General features: G+C 67.2%; 18 protein-coding genes. 4 read left to right on the plus strand and 14 right to left on the minus strand.

Going from position 1 to position 17,147, the window contains the following annotated elements; translation table 11 throughout:
• Positions 1-33 precede the first annotated feature (33 nt).
• Positions 34-939: a PD-(D/E)XK nuclease domain-containing protein gene (locus tag ACZ5M6_RS01825; RefSeq protein WP_052005029.1), complete on the plus strand. Its 906-nt coding sequence runs from the start codon at positions 34-36 to the stop codon at positions 937-939.
• Between the two features lie 18 nt (positions 940-957).
• Here the strand turns inward: ACZ5M6_RS01825 and ACZ5M6_RS01830 are convergent, their stop codons facing one another.
• From ACZ5M6_RS01830 to ACZ5M6_RS01855, 6 genes are all read right to left on the minus strand, one after another.
• On the minus strand, positions 958-1,179 hold the full coding sequence (locus tag ACZ5M6_RS01830) for a hypothetical protein (RefSeq protein ID WP_035308709.1): 222 nt from the start codon (positions 1,177-1,179) through the stop codon (positions 958-960).
• A gap of 98 nt (positions 1,180-1,277) precedes the next feature.
• On the minus strand, positions 1,278-1,664 hold the full coding sequence (locus tag ACZ5M6_RS01835) for a hypothetical protein (protein WP_054764216.1): 387 nt from the start codon (positions 1,662-1,664) through the stop codon (positions 1,278-1,280).
• A 701-nt stretch (positions 1,665-2,365) separates the two neighbouring features.
• A complete protein-coding gene (locus ACZ5M6_RS01840; protein ID WP_035308713.1) occupies positions 2,366-3,601 on the minus strand; it encodes a tyrosine-type recombinase/integrase in 1,236 nt (411 codons plus the stop codon).
• 175 nt (positions 3,602-3,776) lie between these two features.
• Positions 3,777-4,337, minus strand: coding sequence for an HNH endonuclease (locus tag ACZ5M6_RS01845; protein ID WP_054764217.1), 561 nt, complete (start codon positions 4,335-4,337; stop codon positions 3,777-3,779).
• 131 nt (positions 4,338-4,468) lie between these two features.
• Complete coding sequence (locus ACZ5M6_RS01850; RefSeq protein WP_054764218.1) at positions 4,469-5,119, minus strand: trimeric intracellular cation channel family protein; 651 nt, start codon at positions 5,117-5,119, stop codon at positions 4,469-4,471.
• On the minus strand, positions 5,116-5,772 hold the full coding sequence (locus ACZ5M6_RS01855) for a DNA-3-methyladenine glycosylase family protein (RefSeq protein WP_464159439.1): 657 nt from the start codon (positions 5,770-5,772) through the stop codon (positions 5,116-5,118). The genes ACZ5M6_RS01850 and ACZ5M6_RS01855 overlap by 4 nt, the downstream gene beginning before the upstream one ends.
• 141 nt (positions 5,773-5,913) lie before the next feature.
• Here ACZ5M6_RS01855 and gluQRS point away from each other — a divergent pair, with 141 nt between their 5' ends.
• Complete coding sequence (gene gluQRS / locus ACZ5M6_RS01860) at positions 5,914-6,774, plus strand: tRNA glutamyl-Q(34) synthetase GluQRS (protein ID WP_464159441.1); 861 nt, start codon at positions 5,914-5,916, stop codon at positions 6,772-6,774.
• Here the strand turns inward: gluQRS and ACZ5M6_RS01865 are convergent.
• From ACZ5M6_RS01865 to ACZ5M6_RS01875, 3 genes are all read right to left on the minus strand, one after another.
• On the minus strand, positions 6,758-7,579 hold the full coding sequence (locus tag ACZ5M6_RS01865; RefSeq protein ID WP_464159443.1) for a TIGR02186 family protein: 822 nt from the start codon (positions 7,577-7,579) through the stop codon (positions 6,758-6,760). The genes gluQRS and ACZ5M6_RS01865 overlap by 17 nt on opposite strands.
• Entirely contained in the window at positions 7,579-8,502 is a 924-nt protein-coding gene (locus ACZ5M6_RS01870; RefSeq protein ID WP_054764221.1) for a sulfite exporter TauE/SafE family protein, read from the minus strand. Before ACZ5M6_RS01870 ends, ACZ5M6_RS01865 begins: the two co-directional genes overlap by 1 nt.
• A gap of 115 nt (positions 8,503-8,617) precedes the next feature.
• A complete protein-coding gene (locus ACZ5M6_RS01875; protein WP_464159445.1) occupies positions 8,618-11,515 on the minus strand; it encodes an SEL1-like repeat protein in 2,898 nt (965 codons plus the stop codon).
• A 214-nt stretch (positions 11,516-11,729) separates the two neighbouring features.
• On the opposite strand from ACZ5M6_RS01875, the gene ACZ5M6_RS01880 reads away from it, so the two are divergent.
• Positions 11,730-11,942, plus strand: coding sequence for a hypothetical protein (locus ACZ5M6_RS01880; protein WP_152949135.1), 213 nt, complete (start codon positions 11,730-11,732; stop codon positions 11,940-11,942).
• Positions 11,943-12,012: 70 nt separating this feature from the next.
• Positions 12,013-12,513, plus strand: coding sequence for a pyridoxamine 5'-phosphate oxidase family protein (locus tag ACZ5M6_RS01885; RefSeq protein WP_182714623.1), 501 nt, complete (start codon positions 12,013-12,015; stop codon positions 12,511-12,513).
• A gap of 43 nt (positions 12,514-12,556) precedes the next feature.
• Here the strand turns inward: ACZ5M6_RS01885 and argF are convergent, their stop codons facing one another.
• The 5 genes from argF to ACZ5M6_RS01910 form a co-directional block, all read right to left on the minus strand.
• Entirely contained in the window at positions 12,557-13,471 is a 915-nt protein-coding gene (gene argF / locus ACZ5M6_RS01890; protein ID WP_464159448.1) for an ornithine carbamoyltransferase, read from the minus strand.
• An 85-nt stretch (positions 13,472-13,556) separates the two neighbouring features.
• Complete coding sequence (locus ACZ5M6_RS01895) at positions 13,557-13,964, minus strand: GxxExxY protein (protein ID WP_182714625.1); 408 nt, start codon at positions 13,962-13,964, stop codon at positions 13,557-13,559.
• Positions 13,965-13,991: 27 nt separating this feature from the next.
• Complete coding sequence (locus ACZ5M6_RS01900) at positions 13,992-15,185, minus strand: acetylornithine transaminase (RefSeq protein ID WP_464159450.1); 1,194 nt, start codon at positions 15,183-15,185, stop codon at positions 13,992-13,994.
• A 121-nt stretch (positions 15,186-15,306) separates the two neighbouring features.
• Complete coding sequence (locus ACZ5M6_RS01905) at positions 15,307-16,200, minus strand: M28 family metallopeptidase (protein ID WP_464159452.1); 894 nt, start codon at positions 16,198-16,200, stop codon at positions 15,307-15,309.
• 38 nt (positions 16,201-16,238) lie between these two features.
• Positions 16,239-17,072, minus strand: a complete 834-nt coding sequence (locus ACZ5M6_RS01910) for an ABC transporter permease (RefSeq protein WP_183216655.1) — start codon at positions 17,070-17,072, stop codon at positions 16,239-16,241.
• Between the last annotated feature and the right edge of the window lie 75 nt (positions 17,073-17,147).

Genomic DNA, 17,147 nt, shown 5'->3' on the forward strand with positions numbered 1-17,147 from the left:
CATTAAGGACGAGACCAACCCCGGGGCTATTTGATGGACAAGATGGAGTGGGCAGTCGAGAGCCTGGAGTATCTTCGTAAAGCCCGCATCGCGATCGACGATGAGTTTCGCGGCGCCATGCAAGATGCGAAGGGCTACCCAGGGTCCTGGAAGGATCCATGGCATGGCACATCGCGCGATATCATTTCCAATCTCTACCACTACTCCGAGGAGTTTGTGGCGGACGTCCGGATCCCAAATGAGATGTTCGCCTCACCTGAGCGATTTGAGCAGGGGCTCGTAGCGTACCGGGCTTTCGTGCAGGCAATGGTCGACGACCTCGACGAGGAGCAGGCCGCCTACGAACTCAAGCACAAGATCGTCGGCGCACCACACATCGTCGACGTCGCCCGCCGGCAGGTTTTCCACGTTCTCGGAGCCATTGATTACACCTTGGCACGCAAACCCTCGCCACCCGCTGCCACAGTCAGTTCCGAAACCGCGGATCTGGACCTGATCGTCACACTTGCCCGCCGTTTCCACGAGAGTGTCCTTGCTTTGAAGACCCACCCGCACGGTGGAGCGGTTTATGCCATCAAGGACGAGTGGGACTGCCAATACCTGTTCCGCTCGATCCTCGCCGCCTACTTCCCGGATGTGCGTGAAGAGGAATGGAGCCCATCCGTCGCCGGCAGCGCGTCGAGGTGCGAGTTCTTTCTCAAACCGCTGCGGGCGATGGTGGAACTCAAATACGTCCGCAAGTCCGACACGACCAAGATCAAGAAAGAACTCGCCAACGACTTTGTCGATTACGGCGGTAACAGCGAAGTCGACCGGCTCATCTGCCTCGTTTACGATCCCGACAACCACCTGAAAAACCCTGCAGGCTTCCAGTCCGATCTGTCTAAACCACGGACCGGCCTGATTGACGTGAAGGTCATCGTCTCTCCACCGCGATGAGGGGTGATGCCGCAGGCGTCAGTGCATTTCGGACCGATGCATGGGCGGTGGCGGCTCGGTCATATCCAGGCTGTCGATCATGATGTCGATTTCCGCCTGCACAACATCGAGGTCACGCCCTTCGAACATCTGTTCGGCGGCCTCACGCCAAGCCGCTCGGAGCAACTCTCGGGCATCGTCGGGTAACATATCCTCGAGATAGTGGAGGCCGCGCTCCGCGAGCAGGCGCTGGGCGACCACGCCGGCGCGCGTCGCAATATCTCCTGCGGGGGCCGCGTCGCCGGCCGCACCTCGCTTCAGTGACTTTGTGCGCCTTGGCATGACGAAGGATGTCCCGGCTAGGCGTGTCCGCGCACAGCCGCGTCGGCCAGCACGCGCGCGCGGAAAGACTCGAGATCGAATCCGACTGTGTGATCATCGATCGCCAGAAGCGGCTCAACTGCCGCGGCAGCCACTACGTCGGCATGTATGTAGTCAGCGCCTTCGGCGTCCCCCGGAAGCGTCCAGGCTCGCAGACCACGATCATCATGCAACCGCGCGAGCGCCTCCAGCCGAAGCTGAATGGCAAAGGCATTAAGCGCTGCCTCATCCGCTTCGTCACGCTCCTCGAGTAGTCTGAACAGGCGGAAGGCGCGACCTTCGAACGAACCACGTTGATCCGCAGGCAGTTCGCCGATGGCTTCCAACGACGCCGCAAAAAGCTCGGGCGATACCTCGGCGCTCATGGCTCGATCCGTGAAGCTAGACATGCAGTTCCCCTGAACGGCTGTGGTTCACCAGTATGGGCGTAAAAGCCCGCTCGACTATGTCCGCACTCGAGGGCAACGCCAAGGCCACCTTCATTCACCACCGCTTGATGTCTTGCTTCTCCGCGGGATCCAAGAAAAACCGAAGTTCATAAGCGACCCATCTCACAAGGCTGTGATCGATTTCCTTACTCAGAACCAGATCGGAACAGGCCGAAACAGATCGAACAGGTCACCTATTCATTCCGTCCATCAGTTCTCTACGTCCGCCGGTTGCGGTTTATTTCCGTCGATGCTTGCTTGGTTGCAGTTCTGGTTCAGACGGAAAGGAGCGCCACATGGCCGGTCTACATCTTCACGGAACTGAGGAAATGCTGCTGACCCGCAAGGAAGCGTCCACCGAGCTTCTACGTATGGGCATCCGCCGGTCACCGTCGACACTGGCGAAGGTGTTCTGCACCCGGTCTGACGGACCGCCCTGCACCCACCTCGGGCGGACCCCCTACTACCCCAAGAGCCTGCTGCACGAGTGGGCGCGCAGCCAGCTCTCGGGCCTCCGGTCTTCGTCGAGCCAGCCTCGCCAGGCCGGACATTGGGGCGAGGCCGCTCACGAGGGCGCCTAGCTCCCCAGTCCATCGCGACAACTTCGGCCGCCCGGCGACCCGCCGGGCGGCCGTCTTTCAATGGGCCGTCTGTCCGTCTTCAACCGACCAGCCCGCGAGAGAGGCGGCGACGCTCTCGCTGATCCTGTCGGCGGCGGCACGGACCGGGTCGTCCGCCAGGTGGGCGTATCGACTTGTGGTGCTGACGTGACTGTGGCCGAGCAGCTTGCCGATGAGCTGAAGCCCTTCGCCGCCGGCCAGCCCGGCGCTCGCGAAGCTGTGCCGAAGGTCATGGATCCGCAGGTCTTCCATCCCGGCGCGTTTGCGGATGCCGACCCAGGCCCAGTCGAGATTGGCGATCGGACGCTTGGGATCCTTCCGATCCGGGAACACGTAGATGCTCCCGTTCGAGAGCAGGCCCTCGATCAGCTTCAGCGCCGCGCTCCCGAGACGGATCACCTTCGCCCCGGTCTTGGAATCCTCCAGCCGGAGCATCCCCATGGTGCGGTCGATCTCCGACCACTTGAGCCTGGCGATCTCGTTCTTGCGGGCGCCGGTCAGCGCCAGCAGGCGGATGATGTTGATGTGGCGCGGATCGCCCCCATGCTTCTCGAGCTCCGCCAGGACATCGCCGAGCCGGGCCAGTTCGGCCGGGGAAAGGAAGCGGTCCCGACGGTTGTCCTTGTAGCGTTTCACCCCTCGCGTGGGGTTGGTCTTCACGAACTCCCGCTCAACGGCGAACGTGAAGATACCGCCCAGCAGTCCGACCGTGCGCGAGGCCGCATGAATACCGCCGCGAGTGTGCGGCGTCGCCTCTCCACGAATGCGTCCCGACCCGACATCGACCATCAGCCGCTCGATGTCCGCTCGGCCGATATCGGTGACCTTCATCTTGCCCAGGCGGGGTTTGATGTGGCGGGCGATGCGGATGCGATCGATCCGAAGGGTCGTCGCTTTCTTCATCGTCACGCCCTCCTTCATGTAGAGGTCGCAGAGCTCCGACATGGTCAGTTCTTCGCGTCGTTCGACTTTGGTCCCCTGAGGGTCACCACCTGACGCGACTTCGGCCAGTACAGCGGCCGCTCGTTCGCGGGCTTCCTCGGCGGTCACGACGCCATGGCGAGCGATGTGAAGGAGGCGGTCAGCGCCGCCGATCGTCCTGTATCGAACGACGTAGGTTTTGGTATCGCTGACGGCGACGCGCACCCCGAAACCCTTGAGCTGCGTGTCCCAGAGGGTGAAGCGCACCCCTTCAGACGTCAGGGCGTCGACCAGGCGTTTGGTGATCTTTCCGGACCTCGGGTTCTGAACCATTCGATCTCTCCTCGGGCCCACGAGGGGTCCCGTTTCTGGTCCCGGTTTTGGTCACCACATGGTCACCAGCCGGGAGGATTTCGGAGGATAATCGAGAAATCAGCGGTAAAAGAACGAACCCTGAACCTGCCCACCACAAGGGTGTTTGAGCCATTTCGAGCAACTGAAAAGAACCCTAAGGTTCGAGCTCTATGTCCCAGTACAGGTAATCGAGCCAGCTCTGGTGCAGATAATGGGGCGGGAAACGCCGTCCCGCCTCCTGAAGCTGCCAGGCGTTGGGGCGGTAGGGTTCGCGCCGGATCGGCATCAGGGCCTGGCGCGGCGTCCGCCCGCCCTTGGTCAGGTTGCAGGGGCCGCAGGCAGCGACGATGTTCTCCCAGGTCGTGCGTCCGCCCTGGGACCGAGGGATCACATGGTCGAACGTCAGTTCGGTGGAGGCGCCGCAATACTGACAGGCGAAGCCGTCGCGCAGGAAGACGTTGAACCGGGTGAAGGCCGGGCTGCGATCCTGGTCGACATAGGTCTTGAGCGCGATGACGCTGGGCAGTTGCATCTCCATCGACGGAGAGCGCACCACCTTCTCGTACAGGGACACCACGTCCACCCGGTCCTGATAGACCGCCTTGACCGCCTCCTCCCACGGCCACAGCGACAGCGGATAGTAGGACAGGGGCCGAAAATCCGCATTCAGCACCAGGGCCGGAAAGCCCGACGGCGGTCGATGGAGAACCTGCATCAGGCCCTCCCGCTCACAGCGGAGGATATGGAGGCGACAGGATTGAAGACGGATCTCCTTCCCTAGTCAGAGGTCGATAGCCTAACGCCGATTCGAAGACGTCGCCATGACGAACAGACGACGAAACCGGGTCAATTTCGCGCCGGGAACCCCGGCAGGGTCCATCCCCAGCGCAGGGCGCCCGCGCGCAGCATGAAGCCGGCGATCGCTGCGACGATGGCGGCGGGCCAGATCGGCGTCTCGGGCATCCTCAGGACGATGTAGAGGGTCGCGGCCAGGATGGCGGCGGTGACGTTGATCTCGCGCCGCAACAGGATCGACGGCTGGCCGGCCAGGGTGTCGCGCACCACCCCGCCGAAACAGGCGGTCAAGGTGCCCATGACGATGCAGATCAGCGGGTGGGCCCCGGCCGCCTCGGCCTTGGCCGCCCCCATGACCCCATAGGCGCCCAGGCCGACGGCGTCGAGCCACAGAAGGGCGCGGAACCGCCAGTCCCTCTGGCCGATCAGCCACAGCACCACCGCCGCCGACAGGCAGACGGCCATATAGCGCCAGTCCTGGACCCAGAAGACCGGCAGGCCCAGCAGCAGGTCGCGCAGGGTCCCGCCCCCGACGCCGGTGATGGCGGCGAAGAAGGCGAAGGTGACGACGTCGTGCTTTTCCCGCGCCGCCGCCAGGGCGCCCGTGGCGGCGAAGACCGCCACCCCGGCGAAGTCCAGGGCCGCCAGCATGGTCTGGGGGTTGCGCAGCGGCTCGGTCAGGGCGGGGTCCAGCGGGGTCATGGCGTGTGATCCTCCAGCGCGATCTCGCCGCGCCGCACCCCGCCATACCATCCCCACAGCAGATGCGCCGCCACCCCGCGGTGCGGCCGCCAGATTTCGGCGCGCGCATAGGCCTGTTTCTCGTTCGGCCGGACCTCGGCCCGGTCGGCCCAGCGCATGGCCTCCTGCAGGGCCACGTCCCCGCCCGGAAACACGTTCAGCCGCCCCTCGCAGAACATCAGATAGGTCTCGGCCGTCCATTTGCCGACGCCCCGGATGGCCGTCAGGGCGGCGATCGCCGCCTCGTCCGACAGGGTCTGCATATGATCCAGGTCGATCCGCCCCTCCACCTGAGCCAGGGCGATCTCGCGTCCGTAGCGGGCCTTCTGCCCCGACAGGCCGAAGGCGCGCAGCGCCTCGACGTCGTGGGCCAGCACCGCCTCCGGCGTCACGGCCCCGCCCAGCCCCTCGACCGTGCGCCCCCAGATGGAGGCGGCGGCGGCGACCGAGACCTGCTGTTCCACGATCATGCGGAACAGACCCTCATAGCCGCCAGGCCGCAGCCGCCATTCGAAGGCGGGCGTCTGGGCATGGGCCCGCGCCAGGGCGGGATCGGCCTGGGCCAGAGCGTCTCGAGCGGCGGCGATGTCCTGGGCGGTCGGGGCGACGGGCATGGCCCACGCTTAGGGCCGATGACGGCTCTCGAAAAGGGCGGGGCGCCGTTCGGGTCCGGAAACCGCTAGAGCATGATCGTTTCGGACGGAACCGCTTCGCGGTTCCGCTGAAACGGTGAATCAGGCTCTAGGATCAGGGAGATGTTCGCCACCCGTTTCGCCCCCTCGCCCACCGGCCGCCTCCACAAGGGCCACGCCTTCTCCGCCCTGACCGCCTGGACGGCGGCCCGGCGGGCCGGGGGGCGGTTCGTCCTGCGGATCGAAGACATCGACCCGACCCGCTGCCGTCCGGAGTTCGAGGTCGGGATTCTGGAGGACCTGGCCTGGCTGGGGCTGGATTGGGAGACGCCGGTGCGGCGCCAGTCGGCGCATCTGGACGACTACGCCGCCGTTCTGGACCATCTGCGGCGTCAGGGGCTTCTGTACCGGTGCTTCCGAACACGCAAGGACATCCTGGACGGCCTGGGGGATGCGCCGCACGGGGCGATGGAGGCGGTGCGGCCGGGCCCCCATCCGGCGCAGGAGGAGGCGGCGTTTCTGGAGGAGGGTCGGCCCTTCGCCTGGCGGCTGTCGCTGAACCGGGCGCGGCAGGTCCTGGGGGAGGCGGCCTGGACGAGCCTGACCTTCGTCGAGGAAGGGGCGGGACCGGGCGGCGAGACCGGCGTGATCCCGGTGCGGGCCGAGGCGGGGGGCGATGTGGTGCTGGCCCGCAAGGACGCGGGCGTCGCCTATCATCTGGCGGTCGCCCATGACGACGCCCTGCAGGGGATCGACCATGTGATCCGAGGCCAGGACCTGTTCGAGGCTGCCCATGTGCAGCGACTGATCCAGACCCTGATGGGCTGGCCCGCCCCCGTCTATCGCCACCACCCCCTGCTGACCGGGCCGGACGGGCGGCGCTACGCCAAGCGGGACCGGTCCGTGACCCTGGCGGAACTGCGCGCCGGCGGCCTGACGGCCGAGACCCTGCGGGCCGAACTGGGCTTCAGTTCCGACGGCTGAAGATGCGCGAGGCGCCGTAGCCCGTCAGGGCCGCCAGCAGGACGCAGACCAGGCCGTAAAGCCACGGCCGACGATGGGCGAACTCATAGATGTCCCGCTCCAGCCCCACCTTCTCGACCGTCAGGGTCAGGTTCGAGACCGACTGAGGCTCCCCGTCCTGGAACAGCCAGACCTCGGCGTAATATTTGCCGGTCGGGGCGACGGTCGGCAGTTTCACCTCGGCGCGGAACAGGCCCCGGTCCACGAACTCGACCCCCTCGGGGTCGGTGTCGTAAAGGGCCGCCGCCTCCTTGAGCCGGATCACCGCGCGCCGCCAGTCCAGATAGTCGTCGCCCAGACGGCTGACCACCACGTCGCGCACGCCGTAGCGGGTGACGGTGCGGCTCTCCTCCGGCGCGTCGATCCTCAGGTGATCGACCCCCACCCCCAGCCGCCGCAGCTGGCCGAACTCGGCGATGTCGGACAGGGGTCGGGTCGAGGCGGTCATGTAGAAACCGGGCGCCCCCTCGAACAGGACCGGGCGGCTGTTCAGCCAGACGCCCATGTTGCGGGTCTTCTTGACCAGGCGCACGGGCGCGTCCGGCCCGCGCACCACCACCACCACATCGGCGGGTTCCGGCGTCGGATTGAAGACGGCGCCGAACAGTACGATCGAGGCGCCGCGGAAGCTGGAATCGACCCGGACCCTGGCGTCGGTCAGGGCGGCTGCGACGCGCAGCTCCCCGGTCGTGGCCTCGGACCGGTCGGGCGCCGGAAGCGGGAGAGGAGCCTCGATCGCGGGCGGAGGGGGTGGAAGCGCCTGCATCAGTCGGCGACCCCGGGCGCGATCAGGAAGATGTCGCTGGGCCGGACGAACAGCTCCAGCCCCATCTGGATCCCCACCAGAAGAACGATCAGCCCCAGGGCCGCCCGCAGTTCTTCCGCCCGGAACCGACCGGCGAAGCGGGCGCCGATCTGGGCCCCGACGACCCCGCCCAGAAGCAGGATGGTGGACAGGACGATGTCGACCGTCTGGTTCCGCCCGGCCTGAAGAATGGTGGTGATGGCGGTGGTGATGATGATCTGGAACAGGCTGGTGCCGACCACGGCGCCGGCCCGCATCCGCAGGACGTACAGCATGGCGGGCACCAGGATGAAGCCGCCCCCCACCCCCATGATCGCCGACAGCACCCCTGCGAAAACGCCCAGGCCGAACGGCGGGAGGGCGCTGATGTAGAGGCCCGACTTGGGGAATTTCATCTTCAGCGGCAGGCCGTACAGCCACAGGGGCCGGCGGCGCTCCTTGCGGGGCGCAGGCAGACCCCGGCGGCGGCGCAGGATTTCGGTCAGGCTCTCGTTCAGCATCAGCCCGCCGATGACGCCCAGGAAGACCAGATAGGACAGGGCCACCACCAGGTCCGCCTGACCCAGCAGCCGCAGATAGCGAAACAGTTCGACCCCGGCCAAGGCGCCGACGGCGCCGCCGCCCGCCATCACCAACCCCATGCGGAAATCGACCGCCCCCTGGCCGGCGTAGCGGATCACGCCCGAGGTCGAGGAGGCCACGACGTGGCTGGCCTGGCTGGCGACCGCCACGGTCGGGGGAATGCCGAGGAAGACCAGGATCGGGGCCATCAGGAAGCCGCCGCCGATGCCGAACAGGCCCGAGACGAAGCCGACCACCGCCCCCAGGATCACCAGGGTCGGCCAGTTCACCGAAACCTCGGCGATCGGCAGATAGATATCCAAAGGACGCGCCTTCGGCTGGAGCGAAACGGAAAGCGCCGAACGGCGACAGCTGGTCTTTAGCGACGGGGACGGCGCGCCGCCACCCTGGTCTGGGGCTTTGATCCGAAACCCGGCCTCAGCCCGTCACCTTGGCGGACTGCTGCGACACAAAGGCCTCGGCGGCGGTGCGGGCGGCGCGCTGGGCCGTGGCGCTGGCGGTCGGGCGCAGACGGTTCACCGCCGCCTGAGCCTCGCTGTCGCCGCCGCGCGCGGCGATCATGTACCACTTCAGCGCCTCGGTCAGATTCTTGGCCACCCCGTCGGCGCCCGTCTCATAGATGCGCGCGACATTATACTGGCTGTCCGGCAGGCCGTGTTCGGCCGCCTTCACCAGCCAGATCAGGCCTTCCGCCTGATTGGCGGCTCCGCCGTCGCCTTCATACAGCTGCATGCCGTACAGGTGCATGCCGCGCGGGTCGCCGTTCTCGGCCGCGCGACGGCCCCAACGGCGGCTCTCGACCGGATCGGCCGCGACTCCGTCCGCCCCGGCCAGATAAAGCTGCCCCAGATAGGTCTGGGCCGGGGCGTAGCCGAGGTTGGCCGCCTTCTTCAAGGCTTCGACGCCTTCCGGATCGCCGCTCTCGATCTGTTCCACGGCGCGGTCATAGGCCTCCGCCCCCGCCTCGGCGGTCGGGACGGCGTCGGCGGGCGTCACCGCCATGGCGAGAGGCGGGGCCGCCGGCTCGGCCGTCGCCGGCGCCGCCTCCCGCGCCGGCAGGCCGGGCAGGTTGATGTCAGGCAGGCCCGAACCGTCGGCCAGGCTGAGCGAAGCATAGGCGCCGCCCGTCAAAGCCACCGCCGTCACCGAGGCCAGAAAGGCCTTCTTGACGGTCGAACCGTCGCGGGCGGCCTGTTTGTCCAGACGTTCCTGCAGCTTGGACTTGCCGCCGCGTTTCGGCGCCAGGCCGAACCCCTGGCGCGGCGCCTCGACCGGGGTCGGGACGGTCATGGCGGCGCGGGCGGCGTTGATGGTCGAGCGGGTCGAGGAGGCCCGGCCCGCCGCCGCGGCGGCGCCCATGGAGGCGCGCAGACGCCGGGGATCGACGAACTCCGTCTCGCCGCCGAAATCATCTTCGCGTGCGGATACCTCCAGGTCGGGGGTCTCCGCCGAAGCCGGAGCCGCAAAGGCCGAGGTCGCAGCCGGGGCCGTGGCGTCCAGCGCATCCTCGACATCGGCCCCGCCGAAGCCGCCGAACGGCTGAATGACCGGCGCGGCCTCGACCACAGGCGCGGGCTCGGGCGCAGGCGTGACGGGTTCAGGCTCAGGTTCGGGCGTCGCCGGGGCAGCGGCGAAGGACGAGGGGAAGGGCGCCGCCTTGGGCGTCGCCGCCGCATCGCTGGACCAGTCGTCGCCGTCGTCGAAGGAATCGTCGGGGAAGACGGCCGCGCGCCAGTCCGGCTCCACCGGGGCGGAAACGGCGGCCTGGGCCGTCCGCGCCGCTACGGCGCGGGGCCTGGGCTCGGCCTCGGGAATGTCCCATCCCCCCGCCTCGACCGCGATGTCGGCGGTCGGCGCGGCCCGGTCTTCAAAGGCGGGACGGTCGGCGGAACCGGCTTGGCGAGCGTTGATGCTCTCGCGGGCTTCCGCCAGCAGGCGGGCCGTGCGCTCCTCGCTCAGCCGCATCCGCTCGGCCAGTTCGCCCGAGGCGCGGTCGTAACGCTGCTCGATCTTCTCGGAGCTTTCCGACAGACGCCGCGCGATGTCGTCCAGCGCCTGCTGCGAGCGGCGCTCGGACTGGACGATCCGGTCGCTGAGCTGATCGGAGATGCGGGTGATCTCCCCGCCCAGCTTCTCCAGCGCCAGGGCGTGACGGTCCTCTGTCGCGGTCAGCCTCTGTTCGACCCGATCGACGTGGCGGGCGAAGGTCTGGTCGACCTGGGCCGAATGGCGCGCCAGGTCCTCGTCCACCTTGCGACTGACGGCGCGGGTCACGGCCTCGGCCTGCTCGGCGCCCGCCCGTTCGGCGGCCTGCATCCGCGCATTCAGGTTCTGGGCGATCTTCAGGACTTCGCGGCCCATGGCCTCCAACCCCTGGGCGCCCTTGCGCTCGGACGCCTGGACCTGGTCGTTGACGGCCTGAACCGCCCGTTCGATCCGGTCGATCCGGGCGCCCGTCTCGGCGGCGTCGAGCCGCTGCATCATCTCGGCGCGGTTGCTGTCGATCTGACGCGACAGGGTCTCGGCCAGTTTTTCGAACCGGGCGGCGTCGCGGGCCCCTTCCGGCTCGACCCGGCCCTCGGCGGCGCGCAGCCTCTGATCCAGATCGGCGAAGGACCGTTCCAGCGCCTTCAGGGCCTCGGTAGTGCGGCTTTGCGCCTGGTCCAGACGCGCCCCGACCTGGGCCAGAAGATCCGAGCCGGCGCCGGGTCCGGCGGCCTTTTCGACCGCCTCCATCCGCTGACGCAGATCCGCCACGCCGGCGCGTTGACGCTCTTCGATGTCGTACAGCCGCCCCGCCAGGGCGCCGATGGACTGTTCGACCTTGCCGAAGCTCTCCTGAACCTGAGGACCGGTGTCCCGTTCGAAGGCGCGCAGACGGCGGTGCCCTTCGCGCAGCTCCTCGGCGATGTCGTCAATGCGCCGGGCCTGCCCCTTGGTCTGGGCGTCATGACCGTCCAGGCGACGCACCAAGCCGGCGACGGCCTGATCGACCCCCTGGATGGCGACGGTCGAACGGCGCTCGGCCGCCTCCAGCCGCGCGGCCAGGGCGTCGATCGAGGCGCTGACCCTCTGCCATTTCTCGTCCGACGGCTCATAGGCGTCGTCCAGACGGCGGGCGCGATGGCGGCGGTCATAGGTGTCGGCGACAGGACCGCGGCGCGGAAGCGTGGCGTAGCCCTCTTCCTCGTCGTCCATGATCATGGAGTTCAGCCACTCGCCCAGGGTCATGCCTGAACGGCGCGCAAGATCCTTGGCGACCTCGCGGGCTTTCGGGTCGATGCCCTTAACACTCCAAGGCGCGGCTGCGCTCACTGATTCGGCTCCCGACCCATGCGGCAAGGCTATAACGCCAATATCGAGGGTGTAAACGTGTGGTTAACCGCAAGATGTTGCGGCCTCTCTCCAGCCTGTGGAAATCTCGCCGCACCCTGTGTTTCTGGGCCGATCAGGGTTAACGTCGCCTTAAGATTAAGACTTCGGCAAGACTTCCCTTGCGCAACCGACCGGGCTTGGGCAGGTGCAGCCGATGGACCTGAACGCCACACTGATCCTGCTGGTCGCCGCCCTGGCGGTCATGGTCTTCGCCGGCTGGCGGGGCGCCCAGCCGCCCAATCCGTTCAAGGGGCCGCGAATGACGCCCTGGCGGTTCATCATGCTGGGCGCCGCGGCCCTGGCCCTGCTCTTGCTGATTCATCTGGCGACCCTGTTCGGCGCCGAACGCGCGCCCTGGATTCCCTGAGCCGTCCCCCGTCAGGAACCCGATCCGAGCCCGACCATTGTCTCCGCGACCCCAAAAGGAGACGCACGACATGGCCGACACCCTGACCCCTGCCCAGGCCGAGAAGGAATTCTGGGACAGTCTGAAGGACTCCAACACCGGCATGCTGGGCCTGGACCAGGCCGGCTACCACCATCAGCCGATGACCGGCTTCGGCGAGCCCGAGACCGGGACCATCTGGTTCTTCAGTCGCGACGACACCGACTTCGCCCGCGACGTGGCCGTGGGCGGTCAGGACGGCATGTTCTGCTACCAGGCCAAGGACCAGAAGGTTCAGGCCTGCATCCACGGCGCCCTGTCGATCGACCAGGACCGCGCGCGCATCGACAAATACTGGAATCCAGTCGTGGCCGCCTGGTACCCGGACGGCAAGGACGACCCGCACCTGACCCTGATCCGCTTTGACGCCGAGGACGGTCGGGTCTGGGTGTCGGACAAGGGCGGCCTGGGCTTCGGCTACCAGATCCTGAAGGCCAATCTGACCAAGACCCAGCCGGACGTCGGCGGCGTGTCGGACGTCAATCTGAGCTAGAGCATGAGGCGGCGCCGAGATTTTCGTCTCGGCGCCGTTTCCATCAGCCTGCGAAACACCAGGCCAGGACCGCCTTCTGGGCGTGGATGCGGTTCTCCGCCTCGTCCCAGACCAGAGAGCGGGGACCGTCGATGACGGCGTCAGTCACTTCTTCGCCCCGGTGCGCGGGCAGGCAGTGCAGGAAGACCGCATTCGGATCAGCCAGCTCCATCAGGGCCTCGTCCACCGTATAGGGCTCGAAGGCCGCCAGGCGCGCCTCATAGTCCTGATCGCCCATAGAGACCCAGGTGTCGGTGACCACGACGTCGGCGCCCTTGACCGCCTCGCGCGGATCGCTGGTCAGGGTCACGGCGGCCCCGCCCTTTTCGAGATCGCGCAGGTCGGGATGGTATTCCGCCGGACAGGCGACGTTCAGGTGGAAGCCGAACTTGGGCGCCGCATGCATGAAGCTGTGGCAGACATTGTTGCCGTCGCCGACCCAGGCGACGGTCTTGCCCGCGATCGGGCCGCAATGTTCCTCGATCGTCTGCAGATCGGCCAGGATCTGGCACGGATGCGACCGATCGGTCAGGCCGTTGATCACCGGCACGGTCGAAACCCGGGCGAAGCGTTCGACGTCCTCATGCCGATTGGCGCGGATCATCACCGCATCGACCATGCGCGACAGGACGCGGGCCGTGTCCTCGACCGGCTCCCCCCGGCCCAGCTGCATGTCGGACGCCGTGGCGATGATGGAGGCGCCGCCCAGCTGGCGTATGGCCGCGTCGAAGCTGAAGCGGGTGCGGGTCGAGTTCTTCTCGAAGATCATGGCCAGGACCCGGTCCTTGGCCGGGGCGTCGGCGTCGGGACGCCCCTGGGGCCAGCCCTTGCGGGCGGCCTTTCGGGCGTGGGCGTCGTCCAGAATGGCGCGCAGGTCGGCGGCGTCCAACTGATGGATGTCGAGGAAGTGGCGGGTCATGGGTGATCCGGTCGAGGCGAAAAAAGTTTCATCACAAAGAGCACAACGGCGTCACGACGAACACGACGGAAGGCGGCCGGTGAGATCATAAAACCAGACGGCGAAAGCCGTCCTTTAGTCTGGGCGTATTGAAGTTGATCAGATAGCCCAATCTGATCTGACTAAACCTCAGATAGGTGAGTATCTGAGCAGTATGGATCGACGCCAGGGCGTCGATCGCTTTCACCTCGACGATCACCTGACTCTCCACCAGTAGATCGAGCCGGAAACCGACATCCAATCGGTCTTCGCGGTAGTGGACGGGGATGGCGACCTGCCGTTCAACGGCAAGACCCGCACGCATCAGATCGCTGGCGAGGCAATGCTCGTAAACCGACTCCAGCAAGCCCGGCCCAAGTTCCCGATGCACGGCGAAGGCCGCGTCCATAACGGCGCGACCGACCTCGTTCACTTTCGGGGAAACAGGCTCCCTCCCGTCGTGGCCGTGGTGCATTCGCCGTGCCCGTTGTGATGAAACCGATCAGGCGGCCCACCTCTCGCGGGCGGCCTCGCAGGCGGCTTCGAACCGGGTGATCAGTTCGCGGGCCTCGTCGAGCGTCAGGTTCAGCGGCGGCAGCAGGCGCACGCAGTTGTCGCCGCCGCCGGCGATCAGCAGCTGTTGCGTGTCGCGCGCCAGGGCCATGAACTCGCGATTGTTCGGAACCAGCTTGACCCCGATCAGCAGCCCCTTGCCGCGGACGTCGACGATCACCTCGGGGAAGCGCGACTGCAGACCCGCCAGCTGCTGCTTCAGATAGCCCGCGACCTCATTGACGTTGTTCAACAGCTCGGGCGTGTTGATCAGCGACAGGGCCTTGCCGCCCACGGCCATGGCCAGGGGATTGCCGCCGAAGGTCGAGCCGTGCACCCCGACCGTCATGCCCGAGGCGGCCTCGGCCGTGGCCAGGCAGGCGCCGATGGGGAAGCCGCCGCCCAGGGCCTTTGCCACCGCCATGATGTCGGGCGACATGCCGGCCCATTCGTGGGCCCACAGCTTGCCGGTCCGGCCCATGCCGCACTGGACCTCGTCGAAGATGATCAGGACGCCGTGCTGGTCGCACAGCTCACGCAGTCCGCGCAGGCACTGTTCCGGCATGGCGCGGCAGCCGCCCTCGCCCTGGACGGGCTCGACGATGACGGCCGCCGTGGTCGGATTGGCGATGGCCGCCTTGATGGCCTCGTGGTCGCCCCACTTCAGCTGGTGGAAGCCCTGCATGGCGGGGCCGAAGCCCTCGGTGTAGCTGGGGTTGGCGGCGGCGTTGATGGCGCCGAAGGTGCGGCCGTGGAAGGAGCCGTCGAAGCCGTAGATGTCGATCCGCTCGGGCGCGCCCTTGGCCGAATGATATTTGCGCGCCGTCTTCAGGGCGCACTCGACCGCTTCCGTGCCCGAGTTGGTGAAGAAGACCACGTCGGCGAAGCTCGATTCGCACAGGGCGTCGGCCAGGGCCTCCTGGCCCGGAATGCGGAAGATGTTGGACACGTGCCACAGCTTCTCGGCCTGGTCCTTGACCGCCTGGACCAGTTCGGGATGGGCGTGGCCCAGGCCGTTGGTCGAGATGCCGGCGACGCAGTCGAGATATTCGGTCCCGTCGGTCGACCACAGGCGAGCGCCTCGGCCGCGTTCCACTTCCAGCGGCGCGCGATTGTAGACACCCATCAGATGGTTCGTGGACACGGGACTAAGACCTCCAAAAGCGATACGGCCCCGACGCGAGGCGCGACGGAGCCGGTTTCATAGGGACAAGGGTTGTCGGATGAGTGACGGTGTTAGTCAACACCGGCGCCATGGGCTTTCGTCAGGGCGCCGCCCGATCCAGCCGCAGCGTCAGGTCGGCGATAAAGCGACCGAAGCGGGCCACGTCCTCGCCGTTCAGATAGGACAGCTTGTCCTCGGTCGAATGGATGCGCTGGAAGACCGGCGGGACGAAGCCCTCCTTCAGGCCATTGTCCTCGCCCCCGTTGAAGGCCAGCCACATCTGGTGGGCGCCGATCGCGTCCTGGGTTCCCAGCGAGACCACGGGCACGCCGGCGGCCGAGAAGACCCGGTCGTCGCTGGGCGGATAGACGGGGAAGGCGATGCAGTTGACCGCCTGTTCGGCGCACTGGGTGCGCAGGGCGGTGAGCACAAAGCCCGACTGGGCGCCGTTGTTCTCGCCGTACATGACGGTGCGGCCATAGGCGGCGACGTCGGCGTTGATCACGGCGTGAATGCGGCTCTTGTCGTGGCTCTCCAGCCAGGCCTTGGCGCCGATCAGGCCCAGCTCCTCCTGGTCGGTCAGGACGAAGATCAGCCGGTGGCCGGTCGTTTGGCCCTTCAGCGCCTTCATCGCCTCGATCATGGCCAGGACCGAGCCGGCGTTGTCGACGATCCCCTGCGACATCGAGCCGTCGCGCAGTTTCACCGCGTCATAGTGGGCGGTCAGCACGATGTCCTTGGGGCCGTCGCCCAGGGTGACGACGACGTTGGACCCGGCCATCGGGCCGGTGCGGGGATTGCCGCCCTCGAAGGTCTGGAGCTGGTGCGGCAGGCCGGCGGCGGTCAGCTGATCGACGATGACAGCCATGCGCTCGGCGTTCGTCGGCTTGACGAAGGCGGCGGCGGCCGTCTGGATCGCGGCGCCGGACTCCTGGGCGGCGGCCGGAAGGGCGACAAGAAGCGCCGCAGCGGCGACGAGCGAACGGAACAGCATGGCGGACCTCCCCAGGGTGATCCGCCAGAGTTAGCGGGCTAGCTCTTCAGGCGCCAGCCCGAACGGAACACCAGCCAGCAGATCGTCCCCATGATAACCATCAGGACGGCCGATCCGATCACGCCGACCGTCAGATTGCTCTCAGCATGGCCGATGAAGCCGTAACGGAAACCGTCGATCAGATAGAAGAAGGGGTTGTAGCGGCTGATCGTGCGGAAGGGTTCGGGCAGGTTCTCGACCAGATAGAAGGTGCCCGACAGGAAGGTCATCGGCATGACGATGAAGTTCTGGACCGCCGCCAGGTGATCGAACTTCTCGCTCCACAGACCCGCCAGCACCCCGGTCATCCCCATGATGAAGCTGGCCGCGAGCGCGAACCAGACGATGGCCAGCACATTGGCGACGCCGAGCGGCGCGAACGGCAGGACGCACAGGGCCGTGACCAGACCGACCACCGCGCCCCTCGTCGCCGCCCCCAGCGTAAAGCCCATGGTCAGCTCCAGCGGGCTGAGCGGCGGGGTCAGGAAGTCGGTGGCCGTGCCCATGATCTTGGCCTGGATCAGGCTGGACGAGGCGTTGGCGAAGGCGTTGTTCAGCACCGCCATCATGATCAGGCCGGGCGCCACGAACAGGGCGAAGGGCGTGCCGTGCAGCGGCGGCCGGGCGTCCTGAAGCGCGACCACGAAGACCAGCATATAGAGCAGGGTCGTCACCACCGGCGCAGCCACCGTCTGGGCCCCCACCTTCCAGAACCGCCGCACCTCGCGCAGATACAGGGTCTGAACCCCGATCCAGTTGATCCCCGGATAGCGCCGCGGCTGCGGCAGTCCGGACGGGCGGGTGGCGATCAGGTCGGGCGTGGTCTCGGTCATGAGCCGCCAGATGCGCTTTGCGGCTTGGCTTCGCAAGGGAGTGGTTAGTGGCGAGTGGCGAGTGGCGAGAAGGCG

This window comes from Brevundimonas sp. Br13 (assembly GCF_055391505.1).